Source organism: Prosthecobacter sp. (genome assembly GCF_029946185.1).
In the GTDB taxonomy this organism is placed as follows: Bacteria; Verrucomicrobiota; Verrucomicrobiia; order Verrucomicrobiales; family Verrucomicrobiaceae; genus Prosthecobacter.
On record NZ_JAQSEA010000114.1, the window covers coordinates 21,883 to 38,366 of the forward strand.

The window sequence follows — 16,484 nt, forward strand, 5'->3', positions numbered from 1 at the left end:
AGCGATATGCTAAAAAAAGGGCGTGCAGTCTTTGCAGACGCACGCCCCTTGGTCAGGTCACTCAATCAAGCAGCCTGCAGTGTGTGGATGGAGCTGCGGGTGCGGAAGGTCTGACGAAGCTTCTTCAAGCCAAGCTCCATCCGAGTTTTCACCGTGCCGAGCGGTGAGTGTGTGGCTTGCGCCACTTCACGCTGGCTCATACCCTTCAGGAACGCGAGCTCGATGACCTCCTTCTGGGCATCGGGCAGCAGAGAGAGATGCTCACCGAGCACACGGCCCATATCCGCCTGTTCGCACTCGGCGGCGGAGTCCTGCGTGAAGGTGTCTGCCTGCTGGATGGACTCCTCCATGCGGTCTTTGGCCCGGCCGTAGGCCATGGAACGGCGCAGATGATCAATGGCCCGGCGCTTGCCGAGTGTCATGAGCCAGGCCAGAGGACGGCCCTTGGCCGGCGAGTAATGATCGGCCTGGCGCCATAATTCATAAAAGCACTCCTGTAGGACGTCTTCTGCGGCTGCATCGTCATTGACCGTGCGCATGATGGCGCTCTTGAGCAACCGGCGGTAGCGCTGCATCAGCGTTTCCAATGCGGTGGCATCGCGCTGCTGGATCGAGGCCATGAGTGCTTCATCCGGTGGCTGCTGGGTGTCGACATCGAACTGGGACGACGACTCAGAGAAGGAGGTGGAAATGGATGAGGATGTGGTGGTGTGTGTTTTCATGATGGAATGAAATACAAAAGCTCCCGACTTCCCACAACCCGAGCTGACCCCGTCCATGATGTCAGGTGATGCCTGACCCTATCAAGACCGCCTCAGGGTGCTGGAATGCTCCTCGATGAGGGAGCTGTGACCGGCCTCACACAACCCCAGCGCACTGAGGTTGCGAACTCAGCGCCCATCCCACCCGCATGGACAGATGTATGAATCTGCCCCCCTCGTTAACGGCCACATTCAAGCAACGGGGCGTGACGAACGGCGGAGAAAGCAATACTGCAACCATCCGCGCTAGCTTGCACTAAGCTACGCGAGCAAATACGAACGCATGATGACTTTGGAACCATGCTACCACGCATCCGCCAGTGTGTATCCGCTGATCTGCATCGCCACGGCATGAGTCGGCTGAAGGTCATGACGACAGTCGTGCAACTGCTGGAGACGACGCCGATCCGCGTGGGCAATGACGAGTATGCGCAGTAGGGCGGCAGCAATGGTCTGACGGCCTTGCTCAACCGGCATGCGAGGGTGCATTCCACACAGATCACTTTTTCGCTCAGGGTAAAAGTAGCAGGCGACATCAGATCCACGTTCATGATTTACGGCTTGCCAAAATGGTGTGTCGTTACCAGGACAACACCTCCTTAAATTCCTCGATGAAGCTGAAAGCGTGCATGAGGTGGAATCTGAAACGCAGACTAAGACCGATCCGGCATACTTTCACCCTGCAAGCCGTCACGCGATGCACTGCAGCCCGTGCATTACAATGACTTGCCGCGCCACATTATCCCTAGGTGCAGCCGCGCATGAGGAACAGAATGAGGAGGATAGGAACAGGAATACCTACGAGCCACAGCAGTACCCAACCGATCTTGCCGCTATTCCAGCGGTTAGTGTTTGTTGTTTTCATACCTTTACATCGTCACTGAAGGCGTGGGTGATTGTATCAAACATGCAAGTTCATCCTCAAAAGTAGAACACCGAACCTGTTGTAGCTCCCGACACGCTGTTGCGCATGATTCCCGTGCATCCGGCGGTGAAATGGAATGCGATAAGTGGCCGAATACATGCATTCAACACCTGCGCTCCAGGGGCCGTGCAGGCACGACACCCAGCCGTGATCACGCCTCTTTCACTTAAACACTACACACCATGAAAACGAACCTCAAAACCATGCTCAGTCTCCCGATTCTCGCACTCTCCCTCGCCGCATGTGAGAAACAATCAACCACCCAAGTAAGCGAAGAAACCCGGGAAAAAATTCACGAGACCGCCACGTACTCCCCCGGCCAGCTCAAGATCAAGGGCAATTGGAACGAGATGAAAGGCAAGTTGAAGCAAAAGTTTGGTGATTTGACCGATGACGACGTGATGTACGAAAAAGGCAAGGAGGACGAACTTTATGGCCGCTTGCAGAAGAGACTAGGCAAATCCCGAGAAGAGGTGGATCGCATGTTAAACGAACTCTAATTTTGCGCCTATGGGCACCTTCAATTCAATAGCAAAAAACACTTACCCTTCACGATTATGAAAAACACACTCATCAACAAATGGCAGAATTTGGAACAGGGCAAAATTGGTTACGCTCTGCTCTGGCTTCTGGGCATCCCCCTTCCCGTGCTGATCATTTTCTACTTTCTACGCGGCTGAAATTAATTCGTCTTGCAGCAGAGCTTTGGCAGATTCAGGGGTTCATACGCTTGAGCTCCGCACTTTCAAACTCTGAGACAGCACACTGAGATCAATGGGTTTGACGAAATACTCGTCAAACCCAGCTTTACTGGCCGCCACACGATCTTCCGCGCTGCCGTAACCACTCATGGCTATCAGGAAGACGCCCTTCAAGGCTGACATCATGCGCAGCTGCCGTGCCACCTCGAAGCCGTTCATACCTGGCAGACCGATGTCCAGCAGCACGACTTCAGGTTTGAACTCTGCAGCCGCGGACAAAGCCTCCGGGCCGGTGAAAGCCGTGCATGTCTCATGCCCGCGCCGCCGCTGCAGGATGGCAAGGCTGCGCGCGGAGTCAGTATTGTCATCCACGATCAGGATTCGGCGCGGCGTTTCCCTGGCTGTATCGGCAGGCAGCTCAGGACGTAGTGGCGGTTCACGCAAAATAGGCAGACGGACGATGAATTCACTGCCTTGGCCGAGCCCCGCACTGCGCACCTCAACGCTGCCGTCGTGCAGTTTTACAATGCGTTGCACCAGTGTGAGGCCGATGCCCAGGCCTCCATGCGCACGGTCAAGCGCCCGCGTAGCCTGCACAAACAAGTCGAAGACATGCGGCAGCAGCTCCGGCGCGATGCCGATGCCGTCATCACGCACGGATACGATGACCTCCGGCGGCACCACTCCCAGACTGCGTTCTGCGCGAAGCACGATGTGGCAGCCGTCACCGCTGTATTTGCAGGCATTGCTGAGAAGGTTGCAAAACACCTGCTCCAGCCGCGTGGCGTCAGCGTTCAGATAGATCGGGTTCTGCGGCATAGCCACCGTCAGTTCCTGCTGGTGGCTGGAACAACTGGAACGCACGACGCTGGTCGCCGCCGTAAGGATGTCCTCCAGCGCCACGGGCTTCTTGCGCAGCTCGATCTTGCCGTGGGTGATGCGAGAGATGTCGAGCAGATCTTCGATCATGCGGCTCATGTTCTCGATCTGACGGACAATGATGCACTGCGCGTGCTGGCGCTCTGCGGTGCTGGCATTCTCAGCATGCATGATCTCCGCAGCATTGCGCATTGGGGCCAGCGGGTTGCGCAGTTCGTGGGCGAGCATGGCGAGAAATTCGTCTTTGGTCCGGTCTGCCCGCGCCAGCTCCTCGGCGCGTGCCACCAGGGCATTTTCCAGCAGACGGCGCCCGGTGATGTCACGCGCGATCTTCGATGCGCCGACAACGCGGCCCGTGCTGTCCCGGATGGGTGAAATTGTCAGCGAAACATCGATCAGCCGCCCATCTTTGCGGAGGCGCAGCGTTTCAAAATGTTCGACAGGCTCCCCACTGCGGATATGACCGAGAATATGCGCCTCTTCTGCTTGACGTTCGGCAGGAATGAAAAGAGTCACCGGCTGGCCGATCACTTCAGCGGCCGCGTAGCCAAACAGCCTCTCCGCTCCCGCATTCCAAGTCGTGATGATGCCGTTGAGGTCTTTGCTCATGATCGCATCATCCGAAGATGAAACAATGGCGGCCAGCCTGTTGGCGGCATCTTCCGCCTCGACGCGTTCAGTGATGTCTTCGACTGAGACCACGATCAGCGGCTCATTGCGAGTATTCGGAAGCCGGCAGGCCCGCATCTGCATGACTCTGGAACCGAGGACCTCAAACGTATGACGCACTTCGAAGTGGTCGATGACGGATTCCAGCGGCAGCACCTTCTCGAGCAGCCTGCGCAGTTCCGGGATGTCCCACTGGTGGTCATTTATGTCATAGATGAGGCGGCCCAGAGTGGTGGAGGGCGTGGCTTTAAAGCATTCATAAAAGGCGCGGCTGGCAGTCCTGATGCGCAGCTCTTTGGTCAGTACAAGCAGCGGAACACGCACGCAGGCGACGATGTCCTCGGCGTAGTCCCGGGCTTCCTGAAGTTCGAGGTTCCTGTGGTTGAGTTCGTCATTGACCGTGGCCAGCTCCTCGTTGCTGGACTGGATCTCCTCCTTGGAGGTCTCCAGTTCTTCATTCACGCTTTGCAGTTCCTCGTTGGCGGACTGTGTCTCTTCATTGGCGGACTGCAGCTCTTCATTGACCGCAGCCTGCTGCTCAATGACTGATTCCAAGTACTCGCGTGTGGCTGCCAGCTCTTGAGTCAGACGCAGCATTTCCTCTTCGGCACTGCCAGTCGTCGGCAGCGGCCTGGTCGGAGGGGCGCTGGCTGCTGCATGCTCCCCTTCATCAAAGAGCACTACAAACCCGCCTTCACGTGTCAGGGAGTTCTTGAGCGGGATAACCTCCACAGCAATCTGACGAACGCCGCTCTCGTTTTTTACCCGCAGTCCTTCCTCCCGCACAGCACGCCCTTCCACCCCAGCACGCGTGATGGCGGCGCGCACGCCGATGAGCAAGCCCTCACGCAGCATCTTCAGCAGGTGCAGGCTCGGCGTGCCAGCCGCGGGTGCCAGGTAGGCACCGGTTTCCCCGCGAAACTGCAGGATCTCCATCCCGGCTGAGACGACCACTCCGGGCGGGGAGTATCTGGCCAGCAGCAGGCGCTCGGCATCGCGGTACAGTTCCGCATGGGGCACATCACGTGCTCTCTGCACAGGGAGCGGGCTGAGCCGGTGCTCTTCCACGTGCTCCACCGGTTGATGTCTGCGCAGAGCGGTCGAGCCCGGACGCCGCTTAAAAATCTTGTGCTTCACATCTTCGACATCAAAGAGCTTGCGGTGAGTGCCCACGGTCTCGGAGCTGCCGAGCCAGAGACAACCACCGGGCTTCATCGCGTAATGCAGCACGGGAAAGAGCTGCCGCTGTAGCTGGGGTTCAAAATAGATGAGCAGGTTTCGGCATGAGATTAAATCCACCCGCGAAAAAGGTGGGTCGGCCAGCGCGTTGTGCCGCGAAAAAATGCAGTGCTCACGGATCGATTTGCAAATGCGCCAGCCGCCCTCCTCCCGGGTGAAGAATCGCCGCAGCCGCTCGGGAGAAACATCCCGCTCAATGCTTGCCGGGTACAAGCCCTTGCGCGCCTTTTCGATGCACACCCCGTTGAGATCCGTGGCAAATAATTGCAGCTGCACGGGACTGCCCGCCGCCTCGGCGCATTCGGTGAAGACCATCGCGAGCGAATAGGCCTCCTCCCCGGTGGAACAGCCGAGAGTCCAGATGCGCAAAGGCTCATGACGCTGATGCGTGGCCAGCAGCTGTGGAAAGACGGTGGCCGCCAGCGCCTCGAACGCGTCGGGATTGCGAAAAAAACTCGTTACATTGATCAAAACATCTTGGTAGAGCGCTTCGGTCTCCCCCGGCGTGCTGCGAAGATACGCCTCGTATTCCCGCAGGGTGTCGATCTTTTGAAGCATCATCCGCCGCGTGATGCGCCGGTGCAGCGTCTGTGCCTTGTAGTGGGTAAAGTCCACACCCATCGCGCGCCGGACAATCTGCGCGATGCGGGCGTGCTCCGGCCCTTGCGTGGGAGCCTCCACCGCCAACTGCGGCAGCCGGGCGATGCGCGCAATCTCGTGCGCAATCTCCGCCGGCGGCAGTACGAAATCCACACATCCTGTGGCCACCGCACTGCGCGGCATGCTGGCATGCTGCGCGCTGTCATCCTGGGCAAACACGATCCCGCCCATCGCCTTGATTTCCTCGATGCCCAGCGTGCCATCATTCGCACTGCCAGACAGCACCACACCGATGATCAGCCGACCGTCATCCTCCGCCAACGAATGGAAAAATTGATCAATGCCGTGGTGCGGAGCGCGGTTCCCCTGCTGCAGCAACTGCAACCGCCCTTTCGCAATGAGCATGTCCCGACCCGGCGGGATCACATAGACATGGTTGGCTTCGACCTCCGGTTCATCGCTCACCTGACAGACAGGCATTTGCGTGGCCCGCCCCAGAATTTCCGCCAGATTGCTGCCATGATCGGGTGACAGATGCTGCACGATGACGAATCCCATCCCGGTATCGGCCGGAAGCGCCTGCAAAAGCTGCCGCAGTGCCTCCAGTCCGCCGGCTGACGCGCCTACCGCAACAATGGGAAAAGCCGGGGTCCGCACAGCGGGATTTGGCATTTCTTTTTGGGTTGGGTTCTCTGCGGGCATGGCGGGAGTGTGAAACTTGCCCCGCAGAGTGGCAATCTTCTATTTATTGGTAAGCGCAAATGGCATGCTGTGGGTGAACTTCACGCCTGATTATCGGGCGCTGCTTCTCTCTTCGTAAAGAGATCCACTCGTTAATCCCCGATCTATCGCAGCTCCTAGCGCGCACGGTTGCATGCAAAACCATTTTATGAGTACTCTCGACGTGGAGCAGACGTTCACTTCCAATATCCATCTGCCGCCACGCACCACGGCAGCATGAGGCTTCAATTGGTTATGAAAAATAGATCATTTCGCAGAGAGGCGCGAAGTGAATTGCAGTGCCGAACCGGCATTTTTAAGGGGGACTCGCAGCCACCTTATTGATAATAGGTACAGCCGCAGTGCAGGACAGAGACGGATAATTAAGGCCGACACACTTTAATGGCGACTCCCACTTCGACATCCTCGTTACAGAAGCGCCCTCACGGGCGTTTGATCGAATGTGCAAACAAAGTGATGTCATCTGTTGAATATGTAAAATTAGTTGGGACAGTCAGCCACTTCGGAACAACGACAAAGACGCCGCTTCATGACTCCACTGGATAAAGAAATAATTCTCATTATTGACGATCAGGAGGAAAATCTCCGGGTGATTGGCAACGTGCTGACATTGATGTCCTACGACATCGTCCTCGCCAGCAATGCGGAGCAGGCCTTGCAACAGCTTTCCGAGTGCACGCCAGACCTCATCTTGCTGGATGTCATGATGCCGGACCAAGACGGACTTGTCACCTGCCGTCAAATCAAGTCCAATGCCTGCTGGGCTGACATACCCGTCATTTTTCTTTCTGCAGACGACGATAAAAACGTCATCGTTCAGGCGCTCGAAGCCGGCGGCGTTGACTACGTCACCAAGCCCTTCAACAGGGCGGAACTGGTCTCACGTGTACGCACGCAGCTCGCCCTCAAGCGGGCCAAGGACCAGTTGCGCGCGCTCGTTGAGGACAAGGATGAGATCATTGGCATCCTCGCTCATGACCTTAAGAACAGCCTCGCCGGAATGAAGCTCAGCGCCAGCCTGCTCCAGTCTCGGATCGCGGATCTGCCTGCACGCTGCGCCCCATTGGTGGACAACATCATGAACGCCAGCGAACGCATGCTGTCATTCATGCAGGAGTTCCTTGCGAATCAATGCGCGGAGCAACTTCAGTTGAAAAGCATCTCCGTGAACCTGTGCTCCGTGGTGGCAAAAATCACCTCCAGCCATCAGCCCGCCGCAGGTGCAAAGAAAATCGATTTGACCGCGCACATTCCGGAAGAGGCTGTGTATGTCAATGCAGACCCCGAAGGGCTGACCCAAGCTCTGGAAAATTTGGTGTCAAATGCCATCAAATTTTCTTCTGAAGGCGGCGTCGTGGAGGTCACGGTGCAACGCCCGATGGCTGGCATGGCCAAGTGCTTCGTGCGCGACACCGGCCCCGGCTTCACCGAAGAAGATCGCACAAAGATGTTTCGCCGTTATGGACGCCTCAGCGCCCAACCCACGGGTGATGAGCCGTCCACCGGCCTCGGCTTGTCCATCGTGAAACGTTTGGTGGATGCGATGGGCGGAACGGTCATCCTCGTTGACTCCCCTGCTGGTGGAGCGGAGTTCGTCATCACCATGCCTATTCTAGACACCAAAACCGCTGCCGCCTGATAGCGGCGACGCCGTTCCTGCCAGCAGTCAGGAACGCCGGTTTTTGTCCACCACAGCGACAATGATCAAGACGAACGCGGCGAGACGGATTGTATATACGTAGGGGGCCCACTCGGTTTGAGCCTCCATGACCGCGCGAACGATCCGTTCGAGCATGAGAAAGAAAAAGGCACCGGCGAAAAAGAGAAACAGCCGGTCACCTGTCCCTTTCCAGAAACGGACAAAGAACAGTGCAATGACGAGCTGGCTGATGGTGGCAGCACCGTCGAGGTATTGGTTGAACATCATGACTTAGTCGGATTCAAATATTAGACCGTATAAAAGCACCAGAAGGGCGATTTGAGTGACGACGCTGCGGTATGGCAGGAAGTTTATATTTGGCAGAAGGACCATGTCCAGAATGAGTAGGCCGTTGGAGACCGCCATGATGGCAAAACAAAGAGCGCTCCAGTACAACAGCCGCTGGCAGGTGCGGCGATAGCCACGCCACAACAGCAGCGCTGAACCCAGGCAGGTGAGTGCGCAAAGGAGGTAGATGATTGGACCCATTATGAGTTTTGATCGGTTGGTTTAATTTTGAATGCGTCAGCGAAACTCTGTGCCGCGTTGGCATCGCGCTTGTATATGGCTTCAATGACGCGAACCGGCCTGGTGCGGTAGATGTCTCCAAGAGCAGCCATCTGTGCTACCAGGCTCTCTTTGGTGCAGCAGCGGTAACTGGCGTCCGGATCGGAAAGCTTCTCAAGCAGCCCGTCACGGACAAGCTCATCGAGCCATTTTTGCACGGACTTGGGGGTGCTCAGGATCGCATCATAAACTTTCTGCACCGACCATGCGTCATCTGGATTTCCACTGAACAAAAGCATGATTTCCAACTGCTCAACCGAACGGACATATCGGGAGATGAAAGAGCGAATGGATGGAGGGATGTCCGTTTCGTGCACGAAAGTGGATAGATGATACTTAGAATGATAAATCGCCCTCGACCCACGGCATTTGAAAGAGCAGGCTAGGACATAAGAATTCGCAGCCGGAGATCACTGCGGATGTATCAAATCAAGACCGTACGAAATTCTAGTCAATCGAAAATCGCACACCAAGCATCAGGACGTTGCAAAATAATAGTTTCCGATATCTCAATCAGTACACATCCTGATGGTAGATGAGTCGCGATAGACCAAAGATCGTTTTGCACTATGAGAACCGCTCAATCTCTCTCCCCTGTCGATTCCCCCCTCCCTGCGCCACGGAAACGCCAGGCTGCCAAAAAAGTTCCAACTAGCACCGGTGAGGCTTGGGAGCTCGAGCTTCTGGCCGCCATGCTGGCCTTTCGTAAAGGTGACTTCACGACACGACTGCCCGAGGGCTGGACCGGCGTGCGGGGCAAGATTGCCGATGCTTTTAACGATGTGCTCGGCATGAGCGAATTTCGCGCGCGGGAGGCGGCACGCGTGGCCCGTGTTGTCGGGAAAGAAGGGCGCCTGCGGCAGCGCATCGTCAGCACCGGCATGGTTGGCGGCTGGGCGGATGAAGTGCAGGCACTCAATACCCTGATGGACGACCTCGTGCGCCCGACGACGGAGGTCACGCGAACCATTGGAGCCGTGGCCAAGGGAGATCTCGGACAGTCCATGGCGATCGAGGTCGATGGCCGTCCGCTGGAGGGCGAGTTCCTGCATTCGGCCAAGCTGGTGAATCGCATGATCGACCAGCTATCTGTTTTCACCTCGGAAGTGACGCGCGTCGCACGCGAAGTGGGCACCGAGGGCAAGCTGGGAGGACAGGCGCAGGTCAAGGGTGCGTCCGGCGTGTGGAAGGATCTCACTGAGAGCGTGAACCAGATGGCGGGCAACCTCACCGCACAGGTGCGCAATATCGTGGATGTGACCATTGCTGTCGCCGCAGGTGACTTGTCTAAAAAGATCACGGTGGACGTGCGTGGCGAAATTTTGCAGCTCAAGGAGGCCATCAACACGATGGTCGATCAGCTCCGCTCGTTCGCTTCAGAAGTGACGCGTGTGGCGCGCGAAGTCGGCACCGAAGGCCGGCTGGGGGGACAGGCGGTGGTGCCGGGGGTGGCGGGCACGTGGAAGGATCTTACCGACTCCGTGAATGCGATGGCTTCCAATCTCACTGCGCAGGTGCGCAACATCGCGGCGGTGACGACGGCGGTGGCACGCGGTGACCTTTCCCGCAAAATCACGGTGGATGTGAAGGGCGAAATTCTGGAACTGAAAGAAACGATCAACACCATGGTCGATCAGCTCAATGCTTTCTCCTCAGAAGTAACGCGTGTGGCACGCGAAGTCGGTACGGAAGGCAAGCTCGGCGGTCAGGCGGAAGTCTCCGGCGTCGCGGGCACCTGGAAAGATCTCACCGACTCCGTCAACTCGATGGCCTCAAACCTCACCGGGCAGGTGCGCAACATCGCCGATGTGACGACAGCCGTCGCCCGTGGTGACTTGTCGCGCAAGATCACGGTGGACGTGAAGGGGGAAATCCTGGAGTTGAAGAATACGATCAACACGATGGTGGATCAGTTGAACAGCTTCGCCTCCGAAGTGACACGCGTGGCGCGTGAGGTCGGCACCGAAGGCAAGCTAGGCGGTCAGGCCACCGTCCCTGGCGTCGGTGGCACCTGGAAGGATTTGACCGACAATGTGAACTCCATGGCCTCGAATCTCACCGGCCAGGTGCGCAACATCGCCGACGTGGCCACGGCCATTGCGAAAGGTGACCTTTCGTCAAAGATCACCGTCGAAGTGAAGGGCGAAATCTTGGAGCTTAAAAACACCATGAACACGATGGTGGATCAGCTCAATGCCTTCGCCTCCGAAGTGAGCCGTGTGGCGCGCGAAGTGGGCACCGAAGGCAAGCTCGGCGGTCAGGCCGAAGTGCAGGGCGTGGCGGGAACGTGGAAGGATCTGACCGACAACGTGAACTTCATGGCCAACAACCTGACCGATCAGGTGCGCAACATCGCGGATGTGGCCACGGCCATCGCCAGCGGTGACTTGTCGCGCAAGATCACGGTGGACGTGAAGGGTGAAATCCTGGAGCTGAAGGACACGCTCAACACCATGGTGGACCGCTTGAACGCCTTTGCCTCTGAAGTGAGCCGCGTGGCGCGCGAAGTGGGCACCGAAGGCAAGCTCGGCGGTCAGGCCGAAGTGGGTGGTGTCGCAGGCACATGGAAGGATTTGACCAACAACGTGAACTCCATGGCGTCCAACCTTACGGGCCAGGTGCGCAACATTGCCGAAGTGGCCACAGCCGTGGCCAATGGCGACCTTTCCAAAAAAATCACCGTGGACGTGAAGGGCGAAATTCTCGAACTGAAGAACACGCTCAACACCATGGTCGACCAGCTCAACGGCTTCGCTTCGGAAGTGAGCCGCGTGGCGCGCGAAGTGGGCACCGAAGGCAAGCTCGGCGGTCAGGCTCAAGTGCGTGGTGTGGCGGGCACATGGAAGGATCTGACCGACAACGTCAACTCCATGGCGTCCAACCTCACCGGGCAGGTGCGCAACATCGCCGACGTGGCCACGGCCATCGCGAAGGGCGACTTGTCCCGCAAGATCACGGTGGATGTGAAGGGCGAAATTTTGCAGCTCAAGGAAACCATGAACACCATGGTGGACCAACTTAACGCCTTCGCCTCTGAGGTGACTCGCGTGGCGCGTGAAGTGGGCACGGAAGGCAAACTCGGCGGCCAGGCGCAGGTTCCAGACGTGGGTGGCACCTGGAAAGACCTGACGGACAATGTGAACTCCATGGCGAACAGCCTCACCGCGCAGGTGCGCAACATCGCCGAAGTGACGACGGCGGTGGCACGCGGCGACTTGTCACGCAAGATCACCGTCGATGTGCAGGGCGAAATTTTGGAGCTGAAAAACACTATCAACACGCTGGTCGATCAGCTCAACGCCTTCGCGTCCGAAGTGAGCCGTGTGGCACGTGAAGTGGGCACGGAAGGCAAGCTCGGCGGTCAGGCGCAGGTATCGGGTGTGGCGGGAACTTGGAAAGACCTCACCGACAACGTGAACTCGATGGCGTCCAACCTCACCTCCCAAGTGCGTAACATCGCGGAAGTGACGATCGCTGTGGCAAATGGCGACTTGTCGAAACAGATCACCGTGGACGTGCGCGGCGAAATTTTGGAGTTGAAGGAAACGATCAACACCATGGTGGAGCAGCTCCGTTCGTTCGCTTCCGAAGTGACACGCGTGGCCCGCGAAGTGGGCACGGAAGGCAAGCTCGGCGGTCAGGCCCAGGTGCCGGGTGTCGCGGGCACCTGGAAGGGCCTGACGGACAATGTGAACTCCATGGCCTCCAATCTCACCGGCCAGGTGCGCAACATCGCCGACGTGGCCACCGCCATCGCCAAGGGCGACTTGTCCCGTAAGATCACGGTGGACGTGAAAGGTGAAATTCTCGAACTGAAAAACACCGTCAACACGATGGTGGATCAGCTCAATGGCTTCGCCTCCGAAGTGAGCCGCGTGGCGCGCGAAGTGGGCACGGAAGGCAAACTCGGTGGTCAGGCCCAGGTGTCCGGTGTGGCCGGCACATGGAAAGATTTGACCGACAACGTCAACTCCATGGCCTCCAACCTTACAGGCCAGGTGCGCAACATCGCGGAAGTGACCATCGCCGTGGCGAATGGAGACTTATCACGCAAGATCACAGTGGACGTGCGCGGTGAGATTTTGCAGCTCAAGGAAACGATCAACACCATGGTGGAGCAGCTTCGTTCGTTCGCCTCCGAAGTGACGCGCGTGGCGCGTGAAGTCGGCACCGAAGGCCGCCTCGGCGTGCAGGCCGTGGTGCCTGGTGTGGCCGGAACGTGGAAGGATTTGACCGACTCCGTAAACGCCATGGGCACGAACCTGACCGACCAGGTGCGCAACATCGCTGAAGTGACCACAGCCGTGGCACGTGGTGACTTGTCCCGTAAAATCACGGTGGACGTGAAGGGAGAAATTCTGGAGCTAAAGAACACGATCAACACCATGGTCGATCAGTTGAATGCCTTCTCCTCCGAAGTGACCCGTGTAGCTCGCGAAGTGGGTACGGAAGGCAAGCTCGGCGGCCAGGCCCAAGTGCCGGGTGTGGCAGGCACGTGGAAGGATCTCACCGACTCCGTGAACGTGATGGCGGCCAATCTCACCGACCAGGTGCGCGGCATTGTGAAGGTGGTGACAGCCGTAGCGAACGGCAATCTCCGCCAGCGCCTCTCCGTGCAGGCCAAGGGCGAAGTGGCGGCACTTGCGGAAACCATCAACAACATGACCGACACGCTGGCGACCTTTGCGGATCAGGTGACCAACGTCGCGCGTGAAGTCGGGGTGGAAGGCCGTCTCGGGGGTCAGGCCAACGTGCCCGGTGCTGCGGGCACATGGAAGGATCTTACTGGCAACGTGAATCTCCTCGCGGCCAACCTCACCACGCAGGTGCGCGCCATCGCTGAGGTGGCCACCGCAGTGACGAAGGGTGACTTGACGCGCTCTATTCAGGTGGAGACGCGTGGTGAGGTCGCCGAGCTCAAGGACAACATCAACACGATGATCGACAACCTGCGCGTCACCACGGAGCGCAACAAAGAGCAGGACTGGCTGAAGACGAACCTGGCGAAATTCACCCGCATGCTGCAAGGACAGCGCGATCTTTACACCGTCGGCCACATGCTGCTCTCCGAACTCGCGCCGCTGGTTGATTCGCAGCAGGGATCCGTCTATCAGATGACTGCGGGCGACGACGAAGCCCCATTGCTGCAGCGTCTCGCCAGCTACGCCAATGAGGCCGATCTGCCGGAGCAGATCCTTCTGGGCAACGGTCTGGTCGGACAATGCGCACGCGAAAAACAACGAGTGCTCCTGACCGAAGTGCCGGCCGATTACACCCAGATTCATTCCTCCCTGGGCAGCACACGCCCCGCGAATGTCGTGGTCCTACCGGTTTTGTATGAAGGCCAGACCAAGGCGGTCATCGAGCTGGCGGCGCTTCATCCCTTTACCGACGGACATCTCAACTTCCTCGAACAGCTCACGCAGTCCATCGGGGTGGTGCTTAACACCATTGAGGCTACCATGCGCACGGAAGGCCTGCTGCAGCAAAGCCAGCAGCTCACCGCCGAACTGCAGTCAGGTCAGAAGGAACTCCAGCAGACCAACGAAGAACTCGAGCAGAAGGCGCAGGAACTTGCCGATCAAAACGCCGAGGTGGAACGCAAGAACAAGGAGATCGAGCAGGCCCGGCGCGCATTGGAAGAAAAAGCGGCGGAGCTCGCCCTGACCTCGAAATACAAATCCGAATTCCTCGCCAACATGTCGCACGAACTGCGCACACCCCTCAATTCCATCCTGATTCTCGGTCAGCAGCTCGGAGAGAACACCGTCGGCAATCTGAATCCGAAACAGGTCGAGTTCGCCCGCAATATTCACTCCGCGGGCTCTGACCTGCTCAATCTCATCAATGATATTCTCGATCTTTCGAAGATTGAATCCGGCACCGTCACGGTGGATGCCGAGGAGATCAGCTTCATCTCACTGAAGGACTCGGTGGACCGCAGCTTCCGCCACATCGCAGAAAGTAAAAATCTGCCCTTCATCATGGCGTTCGATTCCGATCTGCCCTTCGCTTTCACCAGCGACTCCAAGCGTCTGCAGCAGATCATCAAGAACCTCCTTTCAAACGCATTCAAGTTCACGGCCGCCGGCCAGGTCCGCATGGATGTGAAGCCGGTCCAAAGCGGCTGGAGTCCCGACCACCCCAGCCTGAACCGGGCCGGGGCAGTCATCGCGCTGGCGATCACCGACACGGGCATCGGCATCGCGCCGGAAAAGCAGCGGCTCATCTTCGAAGCTTTCCAGCAGGCGGATGCAGGCACTTCGCGCAAATATGGCGGCACCGGTCTCGGTCTCGCCATCTCACGCGAACTCGCATCGCTGCTCGGCGGAGAAATCCGGCTCGCCAGCACGCCGAACGAGGGCAGCACCTTCACACTCTACCTCCCGCTCGTCTATCTTGGCCCGGCAAACTCAGCCGTGAATCCCCTCAGCGAAGGGAGAGGCAGCGCGCGTCCCTCCATCGCACTGCCCGTGGCCGTCGCACGCGACGAACCCATTGAGGACGACCGCGCCAGCATGAAAGACGGCGATCTTGCGGCCCTCATCGTCGAAGACGATCCCCATTACGCACGAGTGCTCCTCGGCCTGGCTCGCGACAAGGGCTTCAAAGGCCTCGTTGCCACGCGTGGTCATGAGGCGCTTTCGCTCGCGCGGCAGTACAAGCCCACGGCGATCACGCTCGATATTTTCCTCCCCGACATGCTCGGCTGGACCGTGTTGAACAACCTCAAGCTCTCACCGGAAACACGCCACATCCCGGTGCAGATCATCACTCTCGAAGAGGAGCGCAGCCACGGCCTCTCCCGCGGTGCATTCTCCTACTTGGTGAAACCGGCCACGACCGAAGATTTGGAAAACGCCTTCGACAAGATCAAAACCTTCGTCGCCCCCCGCACCAAGCGCCTGCTTGTGGTCGAGGACAACGACACCGAGCGGATGAGCATCGTCGAACTTCTCGGCCACAACGACATTGAGATCAAAACCGTGGCCACCGGCGAGGAGGCTTACACCACATTGCTCGACCGCCACTTTGACTGCTGTGTGCTGGATCTGCGACTGCCAGACATGACCGGCTTTGATCTGCTGGACCGCATTCATGATGAACCCAGCCTCAGAGATATTCCTGTCGTGGTTTTTACCGGCAAAGATCTTTCTGGTGCGGAAGAGACCCGGCTGCGCGCCATAGCGAAGAGCATCGTTCTCAAGGACGTGCAGTCCCCCGAGCGCCTGCTGGATGAAACGGCGCTGTTTCTGCACCGGGTGGTGGCCGACATGCCGCAGAGCAAGCGGCAGATGCTGGAACGACTCCACAGCACCAATGAGGTGCTGCGCGGACGCAGAGTCCTGATTGTGGATGATGATGCCCGCAACATTTTCGCGCTCTCAACCGTCCTGGAAAATCAGGAGATGGAAATCCTCAGCGCCACCAACGGGCGCCAGGCCATCGAGCTGATCCAGGCCACAGATGATCTCGCCATGGTGCTGATGGATATCATGATGCCGGAGATGGACGGCTACGAAACGATGCGGGAGATTCGCAAACAGCCGGAGTTCCGAAATCTCCCCATCCTCGCGCTGACGGCCAAGGCAATGAAAGGCGATCGTGAAAAATGTTTGGAAGCAGGTGCGAGCGATTACATTGCCAAACCCGTTAATACAGACCAGCTTCTCTCGTTACTCCGAGTCTGGCTGCATCGCTGA

The 16,484-nt window shown here is 58.1% G+C and carries 10 protein-coding genes; 5 read left to right on the forward strand and 5 right to left on the reverse strand.

All coding sequences use genetic code 11. From position 1 onward, the window contains the following. Positions 1–65: 65 nt before the first annotated feature. Positions 66–722, reverse strand: coding sequence for a sigma-70 family RNA polymerase sigma factor (locus PSV43_RS08950; protein ID WP_300195851.1), 657 nt, complete (start codon positions 720–722; stop codon positions 66–68). A gap of 339 nt (positions 723–1,061) precedes the next feature. Here PSV43_RS08950 and PSV43_RS08955 point away from each other — a divergent pair, with 339 nt between their 5' ends. The 3 genes from PSV43_RS08955 to PSV43_RS08965 all read left to right on the forward strand — a co-directional run bounded on the left by PSV43_RS08955 (position 1,062) and on the right by PSV43_RS08965 (position 2,366). Further along, positions 1,062–1,199 (forward strand): hypothetical protein, encoded by a 138-nt coding sequence (locus PSV43_RS08955; protein WP_300195854.1) that lies wholly within the window; start codon positions 1,062–1,064, stop codon positions 1,197–1,199. 777 nt (positions 1,200–1,976) lie between these two features. After that, the gene (locus PSV43_RS08960; protein ID WP_345784658.1) at positions 1,977–2,186 is read left to right on the forward strand and encodes a CsbD family protein; all 210 of its coding nucleotides are present in this window, start codon (positions 1,977–1,979) and stop codon (positions 2,184–2,186) included. Between the two features lie 57 nt (positions 2,187–2,243). Then, the gene (locus PSV43_RS08965) at positions 2,244–2,366 is read left to right on the forward strand and encodes a hypothetical protein (protein WP_300195860.1); all 123 of its coding nucleotides are present in this window, start codon (positions 2,244–2,246) and stop codon (positions 2,364–2,366) included. 42 nt (positions 2,367–2,408) lie between these two features. On the opposite strand, the gene PSV43_RS08970 is transcribed toward PSV43_RS08965, so the two are convergent. Next, complete coding sequence (locus tag PSV43_RS08970; RefSeq protein ID WP_300195863.1) at positions 2,409–6,476, reverse strand: chemotaxis protein CheB; 4,068 nt, start codon at positions 6,474–6,476, stop codon at positions 2,409–2,411. A 568-nt stretch (positions 6,477–7,044) separates the two neighbouring features. Between PSV43_RS08970 and PSV43_RS08975 the strand changes: the two genes are divergently transcribed. Then, a complete protein-coding gene (locus tag PSV43_RS08975; RefSeq protein WP_300195866.1) occupies positions 7,045–8,154 on the forward strand; it encodes a HAMP domain-containing sensor histidine kinase in 1,110 nt (369 codons plus the stop codon). Between the two features lie 27 nt (positions 8,155–8,181). Here PSV43_RS08975 and PSV43_RS08980 read toward each other — a convergent pair whose 3' ends face one another. Genes PSV43_RS08980 through PSV43_RS08990 form a run of 3 tightly spaced genes read right to left on the reverse strand, consistent with a single transcriptional unit; the run spans position 8,182 to position 9,098 of the window. Next, positions 8,182–8,442: a DUF5985 family protein gene (locus PSV43_RS08980; RefSeq protein ID WP_300195869.1), complete on the reverse strand. Its 261-nt coding sequence runs from the start codon at positions 8,440–8,442 to the stop codon at positions 8,182–8,184. A gap of 3 nt (positions 8,443–8,445) precedes the next feature. Then, positions 8,446–8,703, reverse strand: a complete 258-nt coding sequence (locus PSV43_RS08985; protein WP_300195872.1) for a DUF5985 family protein — start codon at positions 8,701–8,703, stop codon at positions 8,446–8,448. Continuing rightward, entirely contained in the window at positions 8,703–9,098 is a 396-nt protein-coding gene (locus tag PSV43_RS08990) for a hypothetical protein (protein ID WP_300195875.1), read from the reverse strand. Before PSV43_RS08990 ends, PSV43_RS08985 begins: the two co-directional genes overlap by 1 nt. A gap of 375 nt (positions 9,099–9,473) precedes the next feature. Between PSV43_RS08990 and PSV43_RS08995 the strand changes: the two genes are divergently transcribed. Beyond that, positions 9,474–16,484 carry a HAMP domain-containing protein gene (locus PSV43_RS08995; protein WP_300195878.1) on the forward strand — a complete coding sequence of 2,337 codons (7,011 nt, stop codon included), beginning with the start codon at positions 9,474–9,476 and terminating at the stop codon, positions 16,482–16,484.